The organism is Mucilaginibacter sabulilitoris (assembly GCF_034262375.1).
In the GTDB taxonomy this organism is placed as follows: domain Bacteria; phylum Bacteroidota; class Bacteroidia; order Sphingobacteriales; family Sphingobacteriaceae; genus Mucilaginibacter; species Mucilaginibacter sabulilitoris.
The window spans coordinates 2,109,597-2,129,077 of the sequence record NZ_CP139558.1; the positions used below are offsets into that span (position 1 = coordinate 2,109,597).

Genomic DNA, 19,481 nt, shown 5'->3' on the forward strand with positions numbered 1-19,481 from the left:
CTTTTTACAACCCCAAAAATGAAATTTTTCGTCAGCACCCCCAGTCGTTATTATAGTTCCAGGACAGGAGTATTTGAATCAGGAGCAATCATGACAATAATCATCCCGCAGACGTATACGTGCCACCTGTTTGTTATCTTTCTTAACAATTGTGTCGGTTAACATCCCGGTGTATATAAAAGTTTCATCACGCAGCTGTCCCGACATCAGCAGAGAAGTCAGTGCAATTAAGATTAAACATAGACCATTTTATATATATACTCGCGTATTTTTCCACTTAGCAAGTTTACAGTCTTAAAGACCATGCAGAAGCGTCTGCCGCTAGGCCCGTTCATGACAGCACCCGTAATTGTGCTGGTAGTAGCGATATAAACATATATAAATTTTAATTCTACATTTATGTCGTTAGAAAAGAAAGAGAAATATCTGGCTACTGTAAAGGATCTGCGATCTGAAAATTTCGGCAGAAACTGGCCTTTTCTTATCCTTTCTGAAAAGCTGCCCGATGGTCAGGTGTACCGTGAATATCCAGATGGCCATATCGAATTACAAGAGGTGTTGGCAAATGGCCCAAACTTTGAATACAAGTTTATCCGGTATTAAATTCCGTTGAAGCTGACTTGGTTCTTCAGGAATGTGGGTTATTATAAATTAATTTGATTGGCGATTTCACCAACTTTCAGTCGTTTATCTTAAAAGTCGGAATTTTGTTGTGCAGAACTCGGGCAAAGAGCCGCACCGAAAAATGCTGCTGGAAGTTTTCGATCAGCATAATGCAGACCTAGCAAAACTGGTAGGGAAAGACTTTTTAAAAGCAATGCTGACAGAACAATACAGTCAGAAGCCGTGTTTCAGGCTTTATAAAGCATAGATTTAACACTCGGCCGGATTCCGGCGCGAGGGCGAATTCCGAACAAAGCCAGCCCGCTGTAGCGCTTTCCGCGAACGCTATGGTCAGCCCTTTTTGAGCAAGCAGCTTGCTGCATATTAAAATCTTTTCTTCTGCCATAACTTGTATTGATTAGTTACCGGTCTGCATATGCGGTGCATCAACGGGTTTTGATTCCGGTGAGCCCTTTTGCCGCAGGAAAATGGTTAACACGACAATCGACAGCACGGAAAGGAATTCGCTCTGCCAGTTCTGAAACGTTTCGAACCAGAAGTTGGGCTCACCTAAATAAGCGAGCACGCTCATGGCGGCCTTTCCCTTGATCTGCTGTTCCACATTATGATCAACCCAACTGCCATACAAATGAAATCCCCAACTGATAAAAAATAGCAGGAAGAAAGTGATCGATAATGAGTTGCTGTAAAGCTTCAGCAGCCAGCCGCCTTTCTTAACAGGTCCGGGCGCGTCTTTTGATGGCTTCGGTTCGCGGTCAACCTCTTCCGCTTCATCCAGACTTTTTGATTCGGCAGAGCCCTGTTGTCTCAGCCCAACGGTAAGCAAAACATACAACGCCATTTGTAAAAATTCACTTTGGAAATTTTCAAAGGTCGAAGAAATGAAATGTCCCGTTGTAAGATAGCTGCCAAAAGCCAGTTCCTGAACGTGCTCATCCTGTAGCTCCTGGTTATGTTCTTTCCAGCCGGTAAACGCCTGCGCAAACAGGGTGATCACAAAAAGGGTAAGAAAGACAAGGCTCAGGCCATTTCGGTAAAGAAATCCCGCTTTTGTCATGGTTGTATAGGTTTGCATTGATAACCGAATTTACAACCAAAAGGTTTTGAATTTAATTAGAACGATAATATTTCCACCCGCCATCATCCCTTACATGACTCAGATATTCTATGATTTCGTTAGCCTCACCGGGACTTAGTTCGCGGCTTCCATCTGCGGTATAAGTAAAAAGTGAGCCCGGTTTTTCAAAGGTGATAAAGCCGTAATAATTGGGATCCGTGTTAGGCTCCAGATGCAGGGTTGTTCTTTACTTCGTGCAGGATAGGGCGAACCGTCTCCGCTATCAGCGTAAATACTAAGTGTAGCTAATGATCTCGTGGCCATTGAAATGCGCCAGTGTGTCGGGAATGATCATCAGACGCTTGTTGTTTTCCAGGGTGACAAATAACGGTGACATATAAATACTTTAAACCTGATCAGACGGCTCCGAACGGAGCCTTTAAACGTGCTTTATAAGCAAAAACAATTATTCTAAAACGAATGTTTTCTATTTTTATAAATCACCCCGTCAACAAAGTGGATTAAATGAAAGCAAAGAAAAAATCATTATTGCGTTAGGGTACCCGGCGGGCGGGCCGCCTTATCAGTTCTTTTTGATATCACTTTACGGGACAGCGTTTTCTTGGTGAACACCACTCCATTATATCCCTGTGGGAAAAGCATATGATACCTTTTTTCGGTCACTTGTACAAGGCCATCATTTTGATAAGATCGCTATCATTTTTTCCGGTTACGGTACTGATAAGACAAAAGATATCAAGATGCGTGGAAAAATGGTGCCTGCATAATCCCACAAGACCAGCGATCGGCGGGCCAATCCAGCATGCCTGATAACGTGATCGAATCCGGGTACGCAAAGCAAATTTAATCTCCCAAACCAGATGCCCAAAGCTATTTTAGCTTTGTGTGAATAATTGAAAGTAAGTTTAGACAGGTTACCAAACACATATTATAAAATCAATAGCAGCTCGTATGAAAAAAAAGAAAAATCTATTTGAACGTTTTGCCAACTGGGCCACGATAGCGACCGGAAGTTCAGGTGCATTTCTCATCGCTGTCGCGGTGATTGTAGTATGGCTGATTAGCGGACCCGTTTTTAAGTATTCAGAAACCTGGCAGCTGATCATCAATACCGGAACAACTATTATCACTTTTTGATGGTCTTTCTTATTCAGAACTCACAGAACAAAGACTCAAAAGCTATTCATTTAAAATTGAATGAACTGCTTGCCTCACATGAAGGTACCAGTAACCGTATGGTAAATATTGAAAACCTTAGCGAAGTAGAATTGGATCAGCGGCATAAATTTTATGTACAGGTTTCCGCGTTAGCTCAAAAAGAGAATGATCTCACCAGGACCCATTCAATTGATGCGGCTAATGAAAATCATCGAAGAAAGGTCGGACGGCTTAAGAAGAAAGCTTAAATCCTTTGCTAGTATCCGATTATTGGAAGATAAGCAAAGATGTTAATGAACGATAACCAATATCAATAAAATTGTTAAAAATCCTAAAAGTAAAGTAATTATAGCGGAACTTATGGTCAACGTAATATCATCGCAATAACTCCTGCCAGTAACTTCAACAGACTTAACACTTTTCTATTGTTCCTGTCATGGGACGATTGCCAACCGAGGGATCTATGGCTTTTTGATGAAGTTAGAAAACTACCGCTGCGTTAAGACTAAGAAGACCCCTTGAACGACGAAATGTATTTGTTCGCCGGGCCTGTAAAAGGCAATGCGTCTGGTGATAAGCTGCCGGAAAACAAAACCCATCTGCTTGGGAGCTTTATGTCCGAAGCCGTCCGTGGCCGGGTTTTCAGCATCTCCGAGTAAGCTTATATGGCCGTATTGATAGAACCTATCCGGAACCAGATATTTAACGGAACATTAATTCATTTATCCTGTTAAGCATATATGAAAAATCCATTTAAAAAAGAAGATCATACTGGACTGATCGTAGGCATCGGTGTTGGTGCTGCAGCAGGGATTGCATTAGGTTGGTTATTTCTAACTAATGCAGGGGCACAATACCGGAGGCAGATCAGTACAAAATTGAAAGAGGGCGTAAGCGATGCTGCGGCTGAATTGATCGATAAAAAAACGATCTTTCCAAAGAAGGCCGCCAAGGTGGCCACTGATGCGGTGATCAAAGACTAAACGCAAATGAGAAAAGAAAAAACCATTATCGCGGTCACCGCTGCCGCCGGTCTGGCCGGAATTGCTTATGCGCTTTGGCCCAAAAGGAAAGTTCCAGCCGGCACTATCGTGGACCCCTTTGATCAAGAACGTTATCTGGGAATATGGCATGAAGTTGCCCGCCTTCCGAGTATTATTGAAAAAGACCTACACGATGTCAAAGAGGAGTACATCCGTAACCCGGACGGCACGATCAAAGTGATCACCCGTGCGTTTAATAAGGTCAAAAATAAACCGGTAGAAGCGACAGGTACGATGAAGGCCAGGGCAGCCAGGCCCGCGGACAACTAGAAGTCGCTTACTTTTTGCCCATCTTCCTCGATTATAATATACTCGACATCGACGAACATTATAAGTTTGCCCTGGTATCGGGCAGCGGAATGGGATATTTATGGCTGCTCTCCCGGGAAAGCAGTATGCCCGAGGAAATGGAACAGCGCTTCCTGCAAAGGCAATCGCCCTGGGTTTTGACATCAACCAACTGGAATGGATGGGCTATTAGTAAATAGCTGATTATTTGAACAAGCTTAGTACCCGCTTCCCACCGGCTAACGCAATTACCATTATTAAGCCGGCAGCCAAACCTAAAAGGAACTCGGCGAGAATCGATGGAAATTTAGAAAATAAACGATGTAAGTATTCGATATTATGCAGGAATATTCCACATGCAACCAGGATCAGTGCGATGGTTCCTACAAAACCTAATAACTTGATGATTACCGGGAGGGCTTTCACCAATACTCCATCCATCCGGACGATCAGAGCAACGATTCCATATACCCCGATCGTTGCCAGAATTGCGACTGCCGTAACTGTAAGGATTTGGAGCGGCAAAGTTTTTTCTAGAACCGTTCCCAACGCGATAATAGCTATCTCTATTCGACAGGATAAAGTCGGTGGTGACAGCAGCTTTTGACTTTCGCGTTCTCAGCGGCGGCATCCATTTCCTGGTGAGCTACAATACCCTGATGTTCAACTTTTGACCGGTGAAAGAGGTATTCGATAATTTTCTCAACGCCTTCAAACGCCAGATAAAGACCGCCCAAAACCAAAATGATCTTTATAGCCACGGGAAAAAAGGCGTTTAATAGTAAAGCAATTGGTACAATGATCACCTTATTTACCAGAGAGCCTTTAGTGATCGACTGGCGGCAGAGTTACATGATATAAAGGGTGGAGTCCTGATTTCGTTTTACGGGCACAGGCTGTTGCGCCATTTCCATTAAATTACGTTCGATGGTATTGGAAAGCGTAGTCATAGGTGTGTCTGTCGGCTTGTTTTCGAAGGGGTCCTGCATTAATATGGCAGTTCGTTCAATAGCTATAAAAAGAACCGGAACCATTGTGGCCAAACAGATCTCAATTGCCCAGTGATGATCATCCAGACCAAATGGGAAGATTGTTGTCAGCACATAAATCAAAAAATGGATCAAAACACTGTAAGCGCATGGAAATACAGTGTTTTTTTCTATCACTGCTGCTTTCATGATTAAATAGATTATGATTTACTGAATTTAACTTTAAATTAAACAGCTCTGACTAAAACAAGTTTTGCAGATTTACCTTATTATTACGATGAGGATGTTTAATAATGAATGCAAGCCCATTTGTAGTTAAGAAAATCTTTTAATTTATTTAAACTTTAACAAAACAGTGTTGTTAATTTATTTAACTTTAAGTTATATCTTCATTGTTGATCTTATAAATCCAAAGCATACTTGCCCTGTTCGGTTGGATGAACGCAATGAGGAATTGAGTTCTAATCAGAAAGATACCCGTATCATTTTTATTAACATTTAATCATAAACAGATCAATCATGGAAAACACAGCAGAATTAACCTATTCAACCGAGTTATTATCGGCCAAAGCCGATTTGGTACGTAAATAGTGCCTGATTTCCACAACAGAAGCCACATCCGGACACCCGACATCCTGTTTGTCGGCAGCCGATATACAGTTTTGTTTGACAAATATTTCACCTATGATCTGGCTCATTCGCTTAATCTTTATAATGCCCCTTTGTATTATCAAAAGGGCATGTAGCCCCGCTGCTGTACAGCCTGCTTGCATTAGCCGGAGCCTACCCACCCGAAAAATTAAAGACACTCAGAAGGCCAGCAACCAATTGGTCAGAACCAGTACGATACCTGCGGCCACCGTAGAAAAGAACGGGGACGCGCCGACGATGCCACGGGCAGTAACTGCACCGAGCATGATCGATGATATGATCAAGAGCAGACTTCTTACCGAACATACGCATGCCGCCGAATCGGACTAGCACCAGCATGATCAAAAACATGACAAAGGCGCGCAGGGCCATCTGTAAAGGGAGCAGATGCTCATCTACTCCCCCACCAATTAATGATATCCATAAAGTAAGGTCTAATGATAATCTATCGTATTAATTCAAGTGGGCTGTATCACAGACCATCACTTGATTTCCTTGCTAATGGTTTCCACATGTTGCAGATGCTTTTTGAGAACGGGTAATGTCTTATCGATAAAGGTCAGCAGATCGGGGTCTTTTACCTTTGAGCGTGCATCCTCAAATTCTTTTACATCTTTCTGGTGATCTTTCAGCATGGCCTCGATATAAGCCTTATCAAAATCCTTCCCGGATTTTTCGCTTAGATCTGCTTTAAGTTTTTGTTCATCTTCTCCAGGTGCGGCCGGTAACGTTATATTCTTGGAGGTTGCCAGGGCTTTGAGCTCATCATTGGCTTTGGAATGGTCGGCAACCATCATCGCGCCAAATGATTTGACCCTGGCATCTTTGGATTTTTCCTGAGCCAGCTGCCCCAGTTCTACTTCGGCCATACCGCCATTGGCTGCCTTTACCGCAAATTGGCTGTCTTCTTCAGCGGTTGAAGAAGCTACCTTGCTTGATCCACTATCAATTTTAGCAGTGTTGACACTATCTGCAGCCGCCGTACTGTCTTTGGTTGTCGGGCCGGAACAACCGGAACCTACCCATATCAGGGCTAGTCCCATAAAAGGAAAGAACTTTTTCATAAGCTTAGTTTGGTATTGTTGGTTGTATGTTATGTGTACAACAGCCTTATGTTAATTTGGTTGTGATAAAAATCATTTTGGATAGAACTGCAAAGGTTTCTCCGGTAAACAAAAAGGAACAGGGGCTGTTTACTACAATGTGCCGGAACGGATGAAACCCTGTTATAAATAACGCCAACAAATGGAGAACCTGACAGCCTTATTAAATGAATGCGCAGAACAGCTCGCCGGGCGGAAGCTCACACTTGCCTTCGCCGAAAGCGCGACCGGGGGAAAGCTATCCTACGCTTTTTCCCAAACAGTTTATGCGGGTGAGATACTGAAAGGTGGCCTGGTTTGTTACGATGCCTGCTTAAAAGAAGATATCCTGGGGATCGATAAAGAAATGATCGAAACTTTTACACCCGAATCCGAAGAGATCACCCGTGAAATGGCGATCAAGCTAAAAAAAATCATGGACGCTGATATAATTGTGGCTGTTACCGGTCTGACCACCGAAGGCGGTAGTGAAGCGCCGGGAAAACCTGTGGGTACCATGTTTTACTGCGTTTATTTTGAAGGTCAGACCCATGACCGGAAGAAGATATTTACCGGCACGCCGGCAGAGATCGTCGACCTGACCATTGAACAGGTAGCCAAAACGATCCTGCAAATCCTGAACTGATCACTATAAATACAGAACTCTTGACGAAAACAAAAAATACCAAACAGAAGAAACGTTCGCCACTGGTTAAATTTCTGCGCGTACTCGGTCCGGGTCTGGTGACCGGCGCCAGCGATGACGATCCATCCGGTATTGTGACCTATTCCCAGGCAGGGGCACAATTTGGTTTACAAACACTTTGGACAGCACTGATCACTTTCCCGCTGATGGCTGCTGTGCAAGGCATGTGCGCCCGCATCGGTCTGGTCACTTCACAGGGTCTAACCGTGACTTTGAGAGAACATTACCCCAAATGGATATTGTATGGAGTCCTGCTCTTTACCTTCCCTGCTATAACGCTTAATATTGGTGCGGATATTCAGGGCATGGGCGCCGTAGGTCATATGCTCTATCCCAGGATTCCGGCTCCGGTGTACAGCGTGATCCTGACTGCTATCCTGATGTATATTATCATCCGTTTTCCTTATCAGAAGATTGCAGCTATCCTCAAATGGCTGTGTCTGTCTCTGCTTTTGTATATCATCGTACCCTTCCTGGTTAAACAGGATTGGCTGCAGGTTGCCAAACATACTTTTATACCGACTATAAAAATGGACAAGGATTTTCTGTCTATACTGGTAGCGATCCTCGGAACTACGATTTCTCCGTATCTTTTCTTCTGGCAAACAACCATGGAGGCCGAAGATCTGGCGCATGGTCAAAAGAGTTATATCGTCAACAATACGGTGCTCAGCAATATGAAGATCGATGTCAATTCGGGAATGCTGCTCTCCAACCTGGTCATGTTCTTTATGATCCTGACCACGGGAAGTGTGCTGTTCTCCGGAGGCGTTCACAAGATCGATACCGTAGATCAGGCTGCCAAAGCGTTACAGCCACTGGCGGGTAACCTGACCTATGCCATTTTCGCCCTGGGTGTTTTAGGTACAGGTATGCTGGCTATACCGGTACTCGCGGGGGCACAATCCTATATGCTGGCTGAAACCCTGGGCTGGAAAGCTGGCTTAGATAAAAAGTTCGGCCAGGCCAAATCATTCTATGTATCGATCATCGTATCCCTGCTGGTAGGCCTTTCGCTTGATTTCTTCAAGGTCAGTCCGGTAAAAACTTTATTATATACCGCAATTGTCTATGGACTTACAGCTCCTGTCCTGATCGCTATGCTGCTACATATCGGCAATAATAAAAAGATCATGAAGGAGCATACCAATTCCAGGCTTTCCAATACCCTGGGTATAATGACTCTGCTTTTAATGACTGCGGCTGCTGCTGCATTGATCTATTTTCTAATTGTATGACTAAGTCACTAAGTGAGCATATATATAGCCAAAACCAAAAACCTTACACTGCCTGCCAGGATGCAGAACTTAAAGCCTTTGCAGCTAAAACAGCGCCGGTCGTTGAAATGCACCTGAACGAGATTAAGAAGATCAATCAAGGATTGTAATAATTGTGTTGTGTAGTAGTTTTCCTGGAAGGCCGCTTACGAAGAGGCTTTCTGGTGAATTGGGAACAGCTTGGAAAATTCATCTTTATTTAGTTACATGAAAAAACATACGTTCTTTTATCGTAATGGATTGAGCCTGGTCTTCCTGACATTATTTTTGGTGACATTGGTGGCGCAGACTTTGACCGGCTGGAAAACGCATAATCAGGAATTACAGGATGAACATACGCTAACCCTTGATTTTCGCACTTACCTGGGCACGGGGCACTTTATATCTGCAACGTTTAAGAACTTTCAAAGCGAATTTTTACAAACGGCCTTATATGTTTTGCTCACAGTATCTTAAGGCAACAGGACTCCGCCGAATCTAAGTCTCGCTGAAACAGAAGAAGTAGATCGCGAACCCGGGCGCCGGGCAGATGCACCAGGCTTTGTAAAAAAGGGAGGATGGTTGCTCAAGCTTTATAGTCATTCTCTATCATTGACATTCTTTATACTTTTTTTTTATTAGCTGGGGGGGGGACATTTATATGGTAGTCGGCTTGATCACAATGCCGAACAATTGATCAAAGGTCTTCCACAGGTGAACCTGATGCATTATTTTCTCCAGCCTAACTTTTGGTTTGAAACTTTTCAGAACTGGAAAAGCGAGTTTCTGTTCGTATTGTCCATTGTCGTTTTGACTATTTTTCTGCGTCAGAAAGCCTCACCAGAATCTAAGCCAGTAGATGCGTCCCATCTGGAAACTGGAAAATGATTTACGTTTTACTATTATAAAATATAGTTTATGAAATTCTATGTGTTATGATTCAGGATTTGCCTGATTAACATATATGCTTGGGAGAGGTGGCAGCCCATTGCACTACCTTCGCCTATTATACTTAAAGTTTCGATGAAAATAAGGCCTATGGTCAATCCCCAACAGGCATTTAGGCATAAGATTGGAGAAAGCTTTCGGCCGTCGAGATCAGCACAAGGCACGATATAACATTCGGCCTTGCAGGCGATTTTTCCACTGGTCTGAACGGCCACCGAACCATTGTTAATCAAGATCCAATTTGCGGGCGGCATTCAGGCAGGCATTCTTGTAAAGAGAAATATCTGTAGGCGGCTAAGCAAGCCGGCGACCTGTCGAATGGTCATTCTCAAACTTTGATAGATCATTATCAAATTTCTGAGGAGGCACAATACTTGGTCTGTATTTGATCCTACATTTCCAATAAAGTATCCTGATCAATGCAAATGGCGATGGAACGATAGCCTCCTCCTTCGGGCGGTAGTTTACAAATTTGCTTAGGCTGTTTTTGACAACGAAGCGACAATCACCAGCTTAAATAGCGACTTTCTTTAAATTTTTATATGATACGTTTTCGCGATCTACTTCAGATTGAACTTAGTCGCCAATTTAAATCGAATTCTCGTTGATTTGATATCGCATCCGAACGCGATTGTACAGTGTCCATATTAAATATAACTAATTTATAAAGCAAATGGCCATATTATGATGAGCCATCTTATTGGCATAACTCTTATCTGCATTTTGGAAGTTTACATCCCGCATCTTACTTAACCGCCTCGCCTTCAAATACCCAAAACAATATCTTTTTTTTGCTGTTGTAAATCGATGAGCTATATTGAACCTGAACATATTTTAATTATCGATGATGATGAGATCAACAACTTTATTGCCGAACGGCTCATTAAAAGGGTATCAAAAGATACCAGAATCACAATTTGCCGCAATGGTCATGATGCGTTGGTACAGTTATCGACGATTCAAGAAAAAGAAGGTATTTGGCCGAAGTTTATATTTCTTGACCTGACGATGAGCGTCATGGACGGGTGGGAATTTCTAGAGTCATATAGGAAGCTGAATGAAGATCAAACTAATGACACCCGGGTAGTTATCGTAACTTCTTCCGTGTTCAGGCATGACATGGATAGGGCGCGTGAACATCCGGTTGAAAGTGAATATATTATCAAGCCGCTTACCTCGGAGCGTCTGTTTAAACTCTTTGCCACTTAGGTTAGTTATTGTCGGAAAAACTCCCGGATAACCGCACCGGGAGATTCCCTACTTTAATTTAACAATTATGACAGCATTGAATACGAGTGAGTAATTTTTTAAGTTGCAAATAAAAATGGCCTTTACTATAAAAGGCAAAAACAATCCTGACAATCAACACGGATAAATCTTATTTTAATATGAATGATCTCGCCCTGCAAGTAGTCCTAAAAAATGCGATCAGGACCGCGGACTATTATCAGAACGTCTTAGGATTTGAACTGCTCAGCTTTTTTCCTCTAAGATCACCCGTGTCTATGTCATCCTGAAACGCAATGGCTATCCCATCCATTTTGGCGGCGCGATAAGACACCCCCTGCATTACAACCGAGACCTGCGCTCCGGCACGCCGATTTTTTGATCTGGGTATCCGAGATCGAAGCCTGTTACCAGGAAGTCACCGCTAGAGGGGTTAAAATAGGCCAGGAGATCACCCAACGCCCGCGGGTCATCATCGAAGACTGCGACGGTCACTGGCTGCACGTTTGCGATTAACGCGTTTTCTTTTGCTGGTAAGCCTTTTGAAGCGCGCTTTCCTTTTTTCAAGTTTCTGCATTTTTCTCCTGAATTTCTTTGGCTATTCAAATGCCGAACAGTCTTTCAAGTCACCTTGGTCGGCTTGTAAAAGTCCTCAAATGATATCGGCTCATTGATATAGCCCGCTCCGGTTTTCTTTTTTACCATGATTAACGCAAAACAAGGAGGGGGTGTCCAATATTTCAATAGCAGTTTGCTAAAACTTCGGGTTGTAAAATTTGTTAACTTATTATTAAAACAAATATATCGACCTATGAGCATCAGAGGAAGTAAAGTGGAAAGGAATTCCGTATCGAATCAGCCCCACGAAATCAAATACGAAGCGCACAAAGAAGGCGTAAGCCAAAAAGAGATCAAAGGCGCCAAAAAATCAGCCGGCAACCAGCGCAGGAACATAGAAAAGAAAGTGAAATAATGAGCCGTGCATTTGTGAAAGAAAGCGATGCTGACCAGCTCAAAGATGTAGCAGCTAACATGGCTTCGCTGCTCTTTTTTTTGAAACGTGAGAGTGGTGGCCCGATACACGAACTGCACACTCGCTTCAGCGATGAACGTCAAAAAGAAGTCCATGAAATGAGCGACGGACTCGGCTATATGCTTAATGATGATGGTCAATGGCAGGTGGTATTAGATTAGACAATCATGAACGAACAGAAAAAGCCAAAGGAGCAAACCGATGAGCTCGGCAGTGATCTGGAAACAGGTGAGGAAGTCAATGCTACTATTGAACAGCAGGGCGATGATGCCGCAGCCGGCATACCGCGCGACACCGATGCGGCCAGCCACGAGCAAGAAAAAAATGACGATAACCAGGAACTGCAAGGCGCGCCTTAAATCCCTGTCTGATCTGGTAAAAGCCATGTCGGAAAGACCAAGCTTGCTCAATGCAAGCAGTTTTTCGTAGTGCTGTGGTTTTTGCCGGCCTGGTTTACCGGGCGGTTTTTATAGCGTGTAATTGATTTATGCCAGCATCCAAAACCCCGATCTATACTGCACTGGCCGCTAACCTGGCCATTGCCGCCATCAAGCTGGCCGCAGCCGCCTTTACTGGCAGCTCTGCTATGGTCTCAGAAGGTGTGCACTCGCTGGTTGATACCAGTAACGAGGTGTTGTTACTCCTGGGTTTAAAGCGAAGCCAGCGGCCGCCGGATGAACAGCGCCCGTTCGGTTACGGCAAGGAACTCTATTTCTGGGCTTTTATCGTCTCCTTATTATTTTTTCTGTTGGGCGGCATCGTTTCGATCTATGAGGGCATCGATCACCTTCGGCATCCTGAATCGGCCCGGCATCTGGTCTGGAACTATGCCGTATTGGGTGCTGCTTTGATATTCGACGGCATTTCATTTATCACCGCCCTCAAAGAATTCAACCGCCAGCGCGGCGCAACGCCGTTCTGGCAGGCCGTGAAACGCAGTAAAGACCCGTCGACTTTCGTGGTATTGTTTGAAGATGCGGCCGATGTGATCGGCCTGCTGATAGCCTTTACGGGTATTTTGCTGAGCCAGCTGCTGGCCAACACGCTGATCGACGGCATGGCCTCGCTGCTGATCGGCTTGCTACTCACACTCGTGGCGATCTTACTGGTTCGCGAAAGCCGCAGCTTACTTATGGGCGAAACTGCCGACCCGGCGGAACTTAAAGCGATCAGAGAACTCCTGGAAAAAGAAGCCGCCATTCAGCAGATCAAAGAAACGCGTTCCATGCATCTCGGCCCGGAAGAGATCATATTGCTGTTGCGCATAAAATTTGAACCCGAAAAAAACGTCGATCAAGCCGCTAACGAGATCAAACGCCTTCGGACGCGCTTACAAATGGCTTATCCGCATTACCGGCAGGTATTTATTGAACCTGTTTAATGAAACATTATGAAAAAACACTCATTGTCATACATTATTAACTACTATAACAGATCATTCCGAAAAAATGAAAAAATACATATATAGCGTACTGGCAGTTATCGTCCTGCTTGCTGCGTGTAAAAAGGAGAATTCAAATAAATCATCAAACCCATCAGGGAAGTTGAACCACGTGACATCAATGTTGGTTTTGCTCATCAACTGGAGTTTTTAATGTCGTAAATAAGTTAAAAATAAATCGTATTGGAACGACGGCAACAATTGATTCTTCGCTGAAAAATGTGGTCGATGTCATATATGTTGATGTTTATGATGCAAGTGGAAATTCTATCATTACAACAAAGCAATTGCCGTCAGATGCAACAAATTTCGGAAAAGTTTCATTTTCGCTGCCTGCAGGGAATTACACCGTAGTGTTTGCAGGTTTGACATTCAGTAACGCGGGACAATTGTCTAATCTAAATTTGCTGTACTCGAGAGTTATTTCCGGCGGTAATTATGATTCATATTGAAGATGCCTTCTTTAAAAAAATAAATCTGACCTTAGGATCGTCAGGTACTTTTCAAAACCAAAATGTAGACCTGGATAGGATGGTATCCGAAATTACAGTAAATATAGAGGATGCTATACCTCAAAATGTAAAATTTCTATGCGTACAAATATCTGATGATAATTTCCAAGGCCGTTTGCCCAACCATTACAGATATTTAATGTTTTAAGCGGAGCGCCTGTTATGGCCAATAATTTTGGCACTATAGGGATTTTTACACCTCCTACCGTGCCGGTAAAAACAGGCGTTAAGAATATGCAGTTCAGTAGGTTTATGCTCGATACCAATAGGACGTTTGCAATCAGGCTACTTGCTGTAAATACACTTCAGGCAAGCAATTATAACGGATATGGCTTTGCCGGCGACTTCAACATTCAAACCGGGCGCCAGACTTTGGTATCAGGTCAATTATTTGGAGGTGCTCGTCTTCCGTCTGGCAACGGTTTCCATGTAAGTATAAACCCCACATGGGATACGAAGACGAACAATATATCATTTTAACCGTTCTGATATAAGAATGGTAAAAATGAATGTGATGTTGTTGATTTATCGTTGATATTTCGCAATGAAGAGTTTTACAGCTAATGTCAAGTGACGACCATACCTAGATAGTAGATTTGTTTTAACGAAATTTGATAAAGTAATCAATCGTTTAATGCTGAAAATCGATTTTGTAGCATTAAATGATTGATTTAGCATCGTTATTTATTTTAGGTACAGAAAAAAATAACTGTGAAGTCCAGCTTGTTTTAATGTCCGGAGAGTTAAACTACCCCCAACTATATATCGAGTATTTACAAACTCATACGCTTACGAACAAGTTTTTTGATATATCTTTCGTAAGATTGCATACCAACTCTGGTACCATTGTGTTTATGAGAAAAAGTGATGGGCAGGTTTATAAATGCAAATTCATTATCAAGCAACATACAAGAGATGCTGGCTTTGATATTACCTTAGTCTTATAGGCCATCGTTTCCGGTATATTTACAACGGTTGAATCAAAGTATCACATTTAATAACCTCCGAAACAGATTCGTTTTACGAGAAAATGAGGGGGCCTACTGGAGATAACTTGATAACCTTCACCCCTGTGAATTATTTATCGAATTTATTAATAAAGACATTGTTAGAAGGCAATTTAAAAACGCAATATCTTTATGTGCTTGGGCTATCCGAAAGACTGCTCACCTATTCCTGGCGCGCCAGAATGAATTTAATGCTTTTAAACTAATGCCGGCGCAGGTCTCTGCTGCTATTCTTTTCGCGGCTAATCAAATTAGCAGTTAATGGCTTTTTCCGTATCTAACCCTAACCTGGCTTGGTCAGACCGCCTGGGTGAGCTGTTTTTTGATGGCAGAAAGTAGCTGTTGCGGCTTAAAGGGTTTTAATAAACAATCTGCGAACCCACTTTCCAATAATTCAGTTAACATGTGCTGATCAACTAACGATGCCGTGAACGCGATAACCGGAATTTGAGGATACATATTTTTAATGTGCGATATTGCAGTAAATCCACTCATTATGGGCATTTCAAGATCCATTAAAATAATATCGTAGGCAGAATTGTTTAACAGAGTTTCGATGGCGTGTTTACCGTTAACACTACAGGATGTTATCGCTTTCAGGCTTGTTAAGATCTTTTTGGCGACCATCATATTGATCTCGTTGTCCTCTACTAATAAGATTTTAATGCCCGAAAGGTCTTGCGGTATGAAATTTCCCAATTCACCAGGGGCAGGCATCGGAAGGTCCGCTCTTTCAAATTTAATGTTGAAGCTAAATTGACTTCCTTTGTTTTTTTCGCTTTGAAGGGTGATCGAACTGTTCATTAATTTTAGTAAGCGAACACAAATCGTTAATCCCAGACCTGTTCCTATGTTTTTGTTATGGTCTCTGTCATAGATTTGCTCAAAACTTTCAAAAACCTTAAGCTGATCATCGGGTGCAATACCGATTCCGGTGTCTTTGACTACAAATTTAATTTCCATCGTCTTAACATTAAAGTTGACGCACTGGGCATCAATTGAAATGTTTCCTTTTTTTGTGAATTTTATGGCGTTTGATAGTAAATTATTGAAAACTTGAATCAACCGCAGGTCGTCAGCATACATTATGGTGTCGAGCTTTGGATCGATACGGATGATGAGATCGAGACCTTTCTCATGAATGGTAGAGGTGAAGGGAATGCCAATATTGGTTAATAATTGGTACATATTCACCTTTACAGGGTGGATTTCTAACTTATCTGCCTCGATCCTATTGAAGTCCAGAATGTTATTTACTTGTTGCAGCATGTGATCTGAACAGTATACCAACGTTTGGAAATATTCGTCTTTATATAGCCTGTGGTCTTGCTTGAGTAAATTTAAGGTGCCGACAATGCCATTTAGCGGCGTTCGTAATTCATGGCCCATAGTAGAAAGGAACCTCGTTCTCGAATCAATTGCCACTTTACTTTGATTTAACAGTTCATGTATATATTTTTTTTCGAAAATAATATAAAAAGAAGCGAAAATGATTGTCATGATAATCGCGGTAAATCTATTGACGATTGCAAGATGTCCGGCCTCCTGAGCATTAAAGGCCTCCAAAGGACTCTTCTGAAATCCCAAAAATATGCAGATGCTAAAGGATACAATGATCAGCAGGATATAAACCAGCGGCTCCCATAGCTTCGAGTCTTTAAAGTCTATTAGTATTGGAATGGCCACCATCAAGGGGAAAAAGTATAAATATTGTTCGGTTTGTATGCCTTCAAGGCATACCAGCAACACGAGTAAGGCGCAAACAGTCGATATAATGGCAATTTTTAAATTGTTGATCGCCTGCTGGTATTTCAATATCAAAAACATCAGAATGGCAATGCAAAAGCAGGTTACCAGGAATGCTGAAACGGATAAACCCAGGTATTGGTCATAAATTGCGAGCGCAAAGCCGGTGCCTAATGTAGCAATACCCAGTTGGTACGCTCTTTTCGGCGCATTTTTAATATCAAAAAGTGCGTGCAAGTAAGATTTACTATTAGTTGGTGCGGACGCTTGATTGGGAGCGTTTTTCATATTGATTTGCTAAGGAAATCCAAGTTTAAAATAGCATGTCGACAGAAAAAGGTTCTGGGTCTTTTAATATATGCCGGTTTACTTATCATCATTTTACACGGCTGAGACTTCTTTTTTATTTCCTGTTTTATAATGTGACCTATGATGAAGTACTGAAAAAGGTGGAACACTCGTTGTGAGCCAGATATTTCCTCCGATTACGCTATGATGACCGATAAGGGTTTGACCACCTAAAATCGTAGCCCCTGAATAAACAATAATATGATCTTCCAATGTCGGATGTCGCTTGGTGTGTGCCATACTTTTATTCACACTTAATGCGCCAAGTGTTACCCCCTGGTACAATTTAACATGCTGGCCTATTTGGCAACTTTCCCCGATGACAATTCCAGTTCCGTGATCGATATGAAAATATGGGCCAATAGTAGCTGCGGGATGAATATCAATTCCCGTTTTGGAATGAGCGTACTCTGTAATAATGCGGGGTAGAAGATTGACGCCTAAGGTATTTAATGCATGTGCTACTCTATAAAGGGATATGGCAAAAAAACCTGGATAAGCCCTGATTACCTCAAACTCACTATTTGCTGCAGGGTCGCCGTCAAAGATAGCCTTCACATCGCTTTTCATCAAGTTGTAAAGTACCGGCAGATTCTCGAAAAATATACAGGCAATGAGTGCTTCATCCTCCTGAGCGTTTCCAACTATCTTAATCATCCGTTGCAAATCACTTTGAAGTGCTGTAAACTCGTTCTCAACATGTTGGACGCATCTAAAGTTAGTATTCTTTTGCTCGGGAAATAGCAAAGCGATCATACGGTTAACCCAGTTCGTGATTTCGCTGTTATCGGGTACGGATTTGCCTGAATGATGTTTATTGAAAATATACTGAGAAAATGGTAGGGCCATAAGAGATGCTATTTTAACGCTCGCTTTTCGTTATCGCGGAACTGCTTATTAATTGGTTTTTTAGTTGGTTTAGTGTTGTCCGATCGGCACTGATATCTTCAGATTTAACAGTCTTGTAAAGTAGACTTGACAAAAGGATAGTGTTTGTCATTCCCTTGCCCGTCAAAGCTGACCGATGAACTTAGAAGATAAATCACGGTAGTTTCAAGCACCCGTTTTTTCGTCTGCTGAAAATATTTAAAGAAATTCCAACCCTTAAAATCCAGTCTATTAAAATCCATTAAGATAATCTCGGGCAGGAGTTCCCCCATTTGTAGATTTTTTTCCACTGACTTAGTTACCACCTGACCATTTGAAGTAAATTGTGGATATTCAAATTGCCTACAACGTTTATTTAGTACCTTTGCAACGGAATAATATGACGGATTCCCGTCAATCATTAGTAATCTCATCTGCTTATTATCTAAGCTGTCTAGGCAAATATGATGCCCCAGATTTATTGATCACTACACTGAAGAGCAAGGATTTAACCATTACTTAAAAAGTAAATTAGCAGATGGATCTGGCGCGAAAAACAAGGGTTGGGCGAAAATGCTATAAGCGCGAAACAGGCTTTAGGTAATGTCAGATTTGGAGCAAATGGTGAATAATACTGATGACCTCAAACGGTAGAAAATGCAACTAACTGCAGCTCTTCAGGAATTGGTATCAGGTTTGAGATGGCAGCAGAGGCATAACGTAAAAAAGCACTATTCAACCTTCAGGTCTTCATTAATTTCAACATGAAACAAAATATCAAAAAACTAATGTCCTTTTTTAACAAATGTTCACTATTGGTGCATTTTAAAAGAAGTCAAATCAAAGGAAGTAGTTTTTTCAGAGCACGCATACGCGCAAAATTTCCTGCCAGTATATGTATATCCTCATCGAGGATTGAAAATACCTCGTTGACGGTTTACGGCAGGGAAAACCAAGTGATTTTCGATAATGCTTATGTCGCCGGTTCGACTATCAGCATTGAAGGAAATAATAACCGCGTTTACTTGGCCGAGGGGGTCATGTTCAGAGATTCCACATTGCTTATCAGAGGGGAACACTTGGTTGTAGAAATAGGTGCAGGCACCACATTTGGCGGGATCAGGATAGTTAATGCAGGTCGGGATAATAAAATCGTGATCGGTTCGAACTGTTTATTTTCAGATCATATTGAGTTATGGGCCAGCGATACACACCCTATCTTCAATCTGGAGGGAGAACTCATCAACCCCGAACGTTCGGTCACCATAGGCAACAATGTATGGGTCGGCAGCAAAGTAATTATCTTGAAAGGGGTTACGATTGATAACGGAAGTATTATCGGAATGGGCTCCGTAGTGACCAAGTATGTACCTTCAAATGTGATCAGCGCGGGTTATCCTAGTAAAACAATCAAAGAAAACGTGTCCTGGAAACTTGAATAATAGCGTATTCCGGGACCGTTTATGATAGATGTTAT

General features: G+C 42.3%; 26 protein-coding genes and 2 pseudogenes. 17 read left to right on the top strand and 11 right to left on the bottom strand.

Features of this window, described 5'->3' with window-relative positions:
• The first annotated feature begins 399 nt into the window (after window positions 1-399).
• Complete coding sequence (locus SNE25_RS08975; protein WP_321564756.1) at window positions 400-603, top strand: RNA-binding protein; 204 nt, start codon at window positions 400-402, stop codon at window positions 601-603.
• A gap of 205 nt (window positions 604-808) precedes the next feature.
• Here the strand turns inward: SNE25_RS08975 and SNE25_RS08980 are convergent, their stop codons facing one another.
• Complete coding sequence (locus tag SNE25_RS08980; protein ID WP_321564757.1) at window positions 809-1,009, bottom strand: CinA family protein; 201 nt, start codon at window positions 1,007-1,009, stop codon at window positions 809-811.
• Window positions 1,010-1,021: 12 nt separating this feature from the next.
• Window positions 1,022-1,681 (bottom strand): DUF6766 family protein, encoded by a 660-nt coding sequence (locus SNE25_RS08985; RefSeq protein WP_321564758.1) that lies wholly within the window; start codon window positions 1,679-1,681, stop codon window positions 1,022-1,024.
• Window positions 1,682-2,653: 972 nt separating this feature from the next.
• Here SNE25_RS08985 and SNE25_RS08990 point away from each other — a divergent pair.
• From SNE25_RS08990 to SNE25_RS09005, 4 genes and pseudogenes are all read left to right on the top strand, one after another.
• Window positions 2,654-3,108 (top strand): annotated as a pseudogene (locus tag SNE25_RS08990) (low affinity iron permease family protein).
• A gap of 492 nt (window positions 3,109-3,600) precedes the next feature.
• Complete coding sequence (locus SNE25_RS08995) at window positions 3,601-3,843, top strand: hypothetical protein (protein WP_321564759.1); 243 nt, start codon at window positions 3,601-3,603, stop codon at window positions 3,841-3,843.
• Between the two features lie 6 nt (window positions 3,844-3,849).
• Entirely contained in the window at window positions 3,850-4,173 is a 324-nt protein-coding gene (locus SNE25_RS09000; RefSeq protein ID WP_321564760.1) for a lipocalin family protein, read from the top strand.
• A 14-nt stretch (window positions 4,174-4,187) separates the two neighbouring features.
• Entirely contained in the window at window positions 4,188-4,391 is a 204-nt protein-coding gene (locus SNE25_RS09005; protein ID WP_321564761.1) for a lipocalin family protein, read from the top strand.
• Window positions 4,392-4,395: 4 nt separating this feature from the next.
• Here SNE25_RS09005 and SNE25_RS09010 read toward each other — a convergent pair whose 3' ends face one another.
• The 5 genes from SNE25_RS09010 to SNE25_RS09030 all read right to left on the bottom strand — a co-directional run bounded on the left by SNE25_RS09010 (window position 4,396) and on the right by SNE25_RS09030 (window position 6,895).
• Window positions 4,396-4,740, bottom strand: coding sequence for a DUF808 family protein (locus tag SNE25_RS09010; RefSeq protein ID WP_321564762.1), 345 nt, complete (start codon window positions 4,738-4,740; stop codon window positions 4,396-4,398).
• Window positions 4,741-4,757: 17 nt separating this feature from the next.
• Window positions 4,758-4,997, bottom strand: coding sequence for a DUF808 family protein (locus SNE25_RS09015; protein ID WP_321564763.1), 240 nt, complete (start codon window positions 4,995-4,997; stop codon window positions 4,758-4,760).
• A gap of 42 nt (window positions 4,998-5,039) precedes the next feature.
• A complete protein-coding gene (locus SNE25_RS09020; protein ID WP_321564764.1) occupies window positions 5,040-5,369 on the bottom strand; it encodes a bestrophin family protein in 330 nt (109 codons plus the stop codon).
• A 353-nt stretch (window positions 5,370-5,722) separates the two neighbouring features.
• Window positions 5,723-5,878, bottom strand: a complete 156-nt coding sequence (locus SNE25_RS09025; RefSeq protein WP_321564765.1) for a hypothetical protein — start codon at window positions 5,876-5,878, stop codon at window positions 5,723-5,725.
• Between the two features lie 435 nt (window positions 5,879-6,313).
• Window positions 6,314-6,895 carry a DUF4142 domain-containing protein gene (locus SNE25_RS09030; RefSeq protein ID WP_321564766.1) on the bottom strand — a complete coding sequence of 194 codons (582 nt, stop codon included), beginning with the start codon at window positions 6,893-6,895 and terminating at the stop codon, window positions 6,314-6,316.
• A 181-nt stretch (window positions 6,896-7,076) separates the two neighbouring features.
• On the opposite strand from SNE25_RS09030, the gene SNE25_RS09035 reads away from it, so the two are divergent.
• From SNE25_RS09035 to SNE25_RS09055, 5 genes and pseudogenes are all read left to right on the top strand, one after another.
• Complete coding sequence (locus SNE25_RS09035; protein ID WP_321564767.1) at window positions 7,077-7,559, top strand: CinA family protein; 483 nt, start codon at window positions 7,077-7,079, stop codon at window positions 7,557-7,559.
• A 20-nt stretch (window positions 7,560-7,579) separates the two neighbouring features.
• Window positions 7,580-8,857 (top strand): NRAMP family divalent metal transporter, encoded by a 1,278-nt coding sequence (locus SNE25_RS09040; RefSeq protein ID WP_321564768.1) that lies wholly within the window; start codon window positions 7,580-7,582, stop codon window positions 8,855-8,857.
• Complete coding sequence (locus SNE25_RS09045) at window positions 8,854-9,006, top strand: hypothetical protein (RefSeq protein ID WP_321564769.1); 153 nt, start codon at window positions 8,854-8,856, stop codon at window positions 9,004-9,006. The genes SNE25_RS09040 and SNE25_RS09045 overlap by 4 nt, the downstream gene beginning before the upstream one ends.
• A 97-nt stretch (window positions 9,007-9,103) precedes the next feature.
• Window positions 9,104-9,763 (top strand): annotated as a pseudogene (locus SNE25_RS09050) (DUF6766 family protein).
• A gap of 867 nt (window positions 9,764-10,630) precedes the next feature.
• Window positions 10,631-11,032 carry a response regulator gene (locus SNE25_RS09055; protein ID WP_321564770.1) on the top strand — a complete coding sequence of 134 codons (402 nt, stop codon included), beginning with the start codon at window positions 10,631-10,633 and terminating at the stop codon, window positions 11,030-11,032.
• A 360-nt stretch (window positions 11,033-11,392) separates the two neighbouring features.
• On the opposite strand, the gene SNE25_RS09060 is transcribed toward SNE25_RS09055, so the two are convergent.
• Window positions 11,393-11,617 carry a hypothetical protein gene (locus SNE25_RS09060; RefSeq protein WP_321564771.1) on the bottom strand — a complete coding sequence of 75 codons (225 nt, stop codon included), beginning with the start codon at window positions 11,615-11,617 and terminating at the stop codon, window positions 11,393-11,395.
• A gap of 244 nt (window positions 11,618-11,861) precedes the next feature.
• On the opposite strand from SNE25_RS09060, the gene SNE25_RS09065 reads away from it, so the two are divergent.
• From SNE25_RS09065 to SNE25_RS09090, 6 genes are all read left to right on the top strand, one after another.
• Window positions 11,862-12,023 (top strand): DUF3606 domain-containing protein, encoded by a 162-nt coding sequence (locus tag SNE25_RS09065; protein WP_321564772.1) that lies wholly within the window; start codon window positions 11,862-11,864, stop codon window positions 12,021-12,023.
• Complete coding sequence (locus tag SNE25_RS09070) at window positions 12,023-12,244, top strand: hypothetical protein (protein WP_321564773.1); 222 nt, start codon at window positions 12,023-12,025, stop codon at window positions 12,242-12,244. The genes SNE25_RS09065 and SNE25_RS09070 overlap by 1 nt, the downstream gene beginning before the upstream one ends.
• Window positions 12,245-12,250: 6 nt before the next feature.
• Window positions 12,251-12,442 (top strand): hypothetical protein, encoded by a 192-nt coding sequence (locus SNE25_RS09075; RefSeq protein ID WP_321564774.1) that lies wholly within the window; start codon window positions 12,251-12,253, stop codon window positions 12,440-12,442.
• Between the two features lie 128 nt (window positions 12,443-12,570).
• Window positions 12,571-13,464, top strand: coding sequence for a cation diffusion facilitator family transporter (locus SNE25_RS09080; protein ID WP_321564775.1), 894 nt, complete (start codon window positions 12,571-12,573; stop codon window positions 13,462-13,464).
• 67 nt (window positions 13,465-13,531) lie between these two features.
• Window positions 13,532-13,678 (top strand): hypothetical protein, encoded by a 147-nt coding sequence (locus SNE25_RS09085; protein WP_321564776.1) that lies wholly within the window; start codon window positions 13,532-13,534, stop codon window positions 13,676-13,678.
• A 520-nt stretch (window positions 13,679-14,198) separates the two neighbouring features.
• Entirely contained in the window at window positions 14,199-14,516 is a 318-nt protein-coding gene (locus SNE25_RS09090; protein WP_321564777.1) for a hypothetical protein, read from the top strand.
• Between the two features lie 824 nt (window positions 14,517-15,340).
• Here SNE25_RS09090 and SNE25_RS09095 read toward each other — a convergent pair.
• The 3 genes from SNE25_RS09095 to SNE25_RS09105 form a co-directional block, all read right to left on the bottom strand.
• Window positions 15,341-17,077 carry an ATP-binding response regulator gene (locus tag SNE25_RS09095; RefSeq protein WP_321564778.1) on the bottom strand — a complete coding sequence of 579 codons (1,737 nt, stop codon included), beginning with the start codon at window positions 17,075-17,077 and terminating at the stop codon, window positions 15,341-15,343.
• 93 nt (window positions 17,078-17,170) lie between these two features.
• Complete coding sequence (locus SNE25_RS09100; RefSeq protein ID WP_321564779.1) at window positions 17,171-17,986, bottom strand: serine O-acetyltransferase; 816 nt, start codon at window positions 17,984-17,986, stop codon at window positions 17,171-17,173.
• Between the two features lie 104 nt (window positions 17,987-18,090).
• Window positions 18,091-18,438: a hypothetical protein gene (locus SNE25_RS09105; protein WP_321564780.1), complete on the bottom strand. Its 348-nt coding sequence runs from the start codon at window positions 18,436-18,438 to the stop codon at window positions 18,091-18,093.
• 330 nt (window positions 18,439-18,768) lie between these two features.
• Between SNE25_RS09105 and SNE25_RS09110 the strand changes: the two genes are divergently transcribed.
• A complete protein-coding gene (locus SNE25_RS09110) occupies window positions 18,769-19,446 on the top strand; it encodes a DapH/DapD/GlmU-related protein (protein ID WP_321564781.1) in 678 nt (225 codons plus the stop codon).
• The last annotated feature ends 35 nt before the right edge of the window (window positions 19,447-19,481 follow it).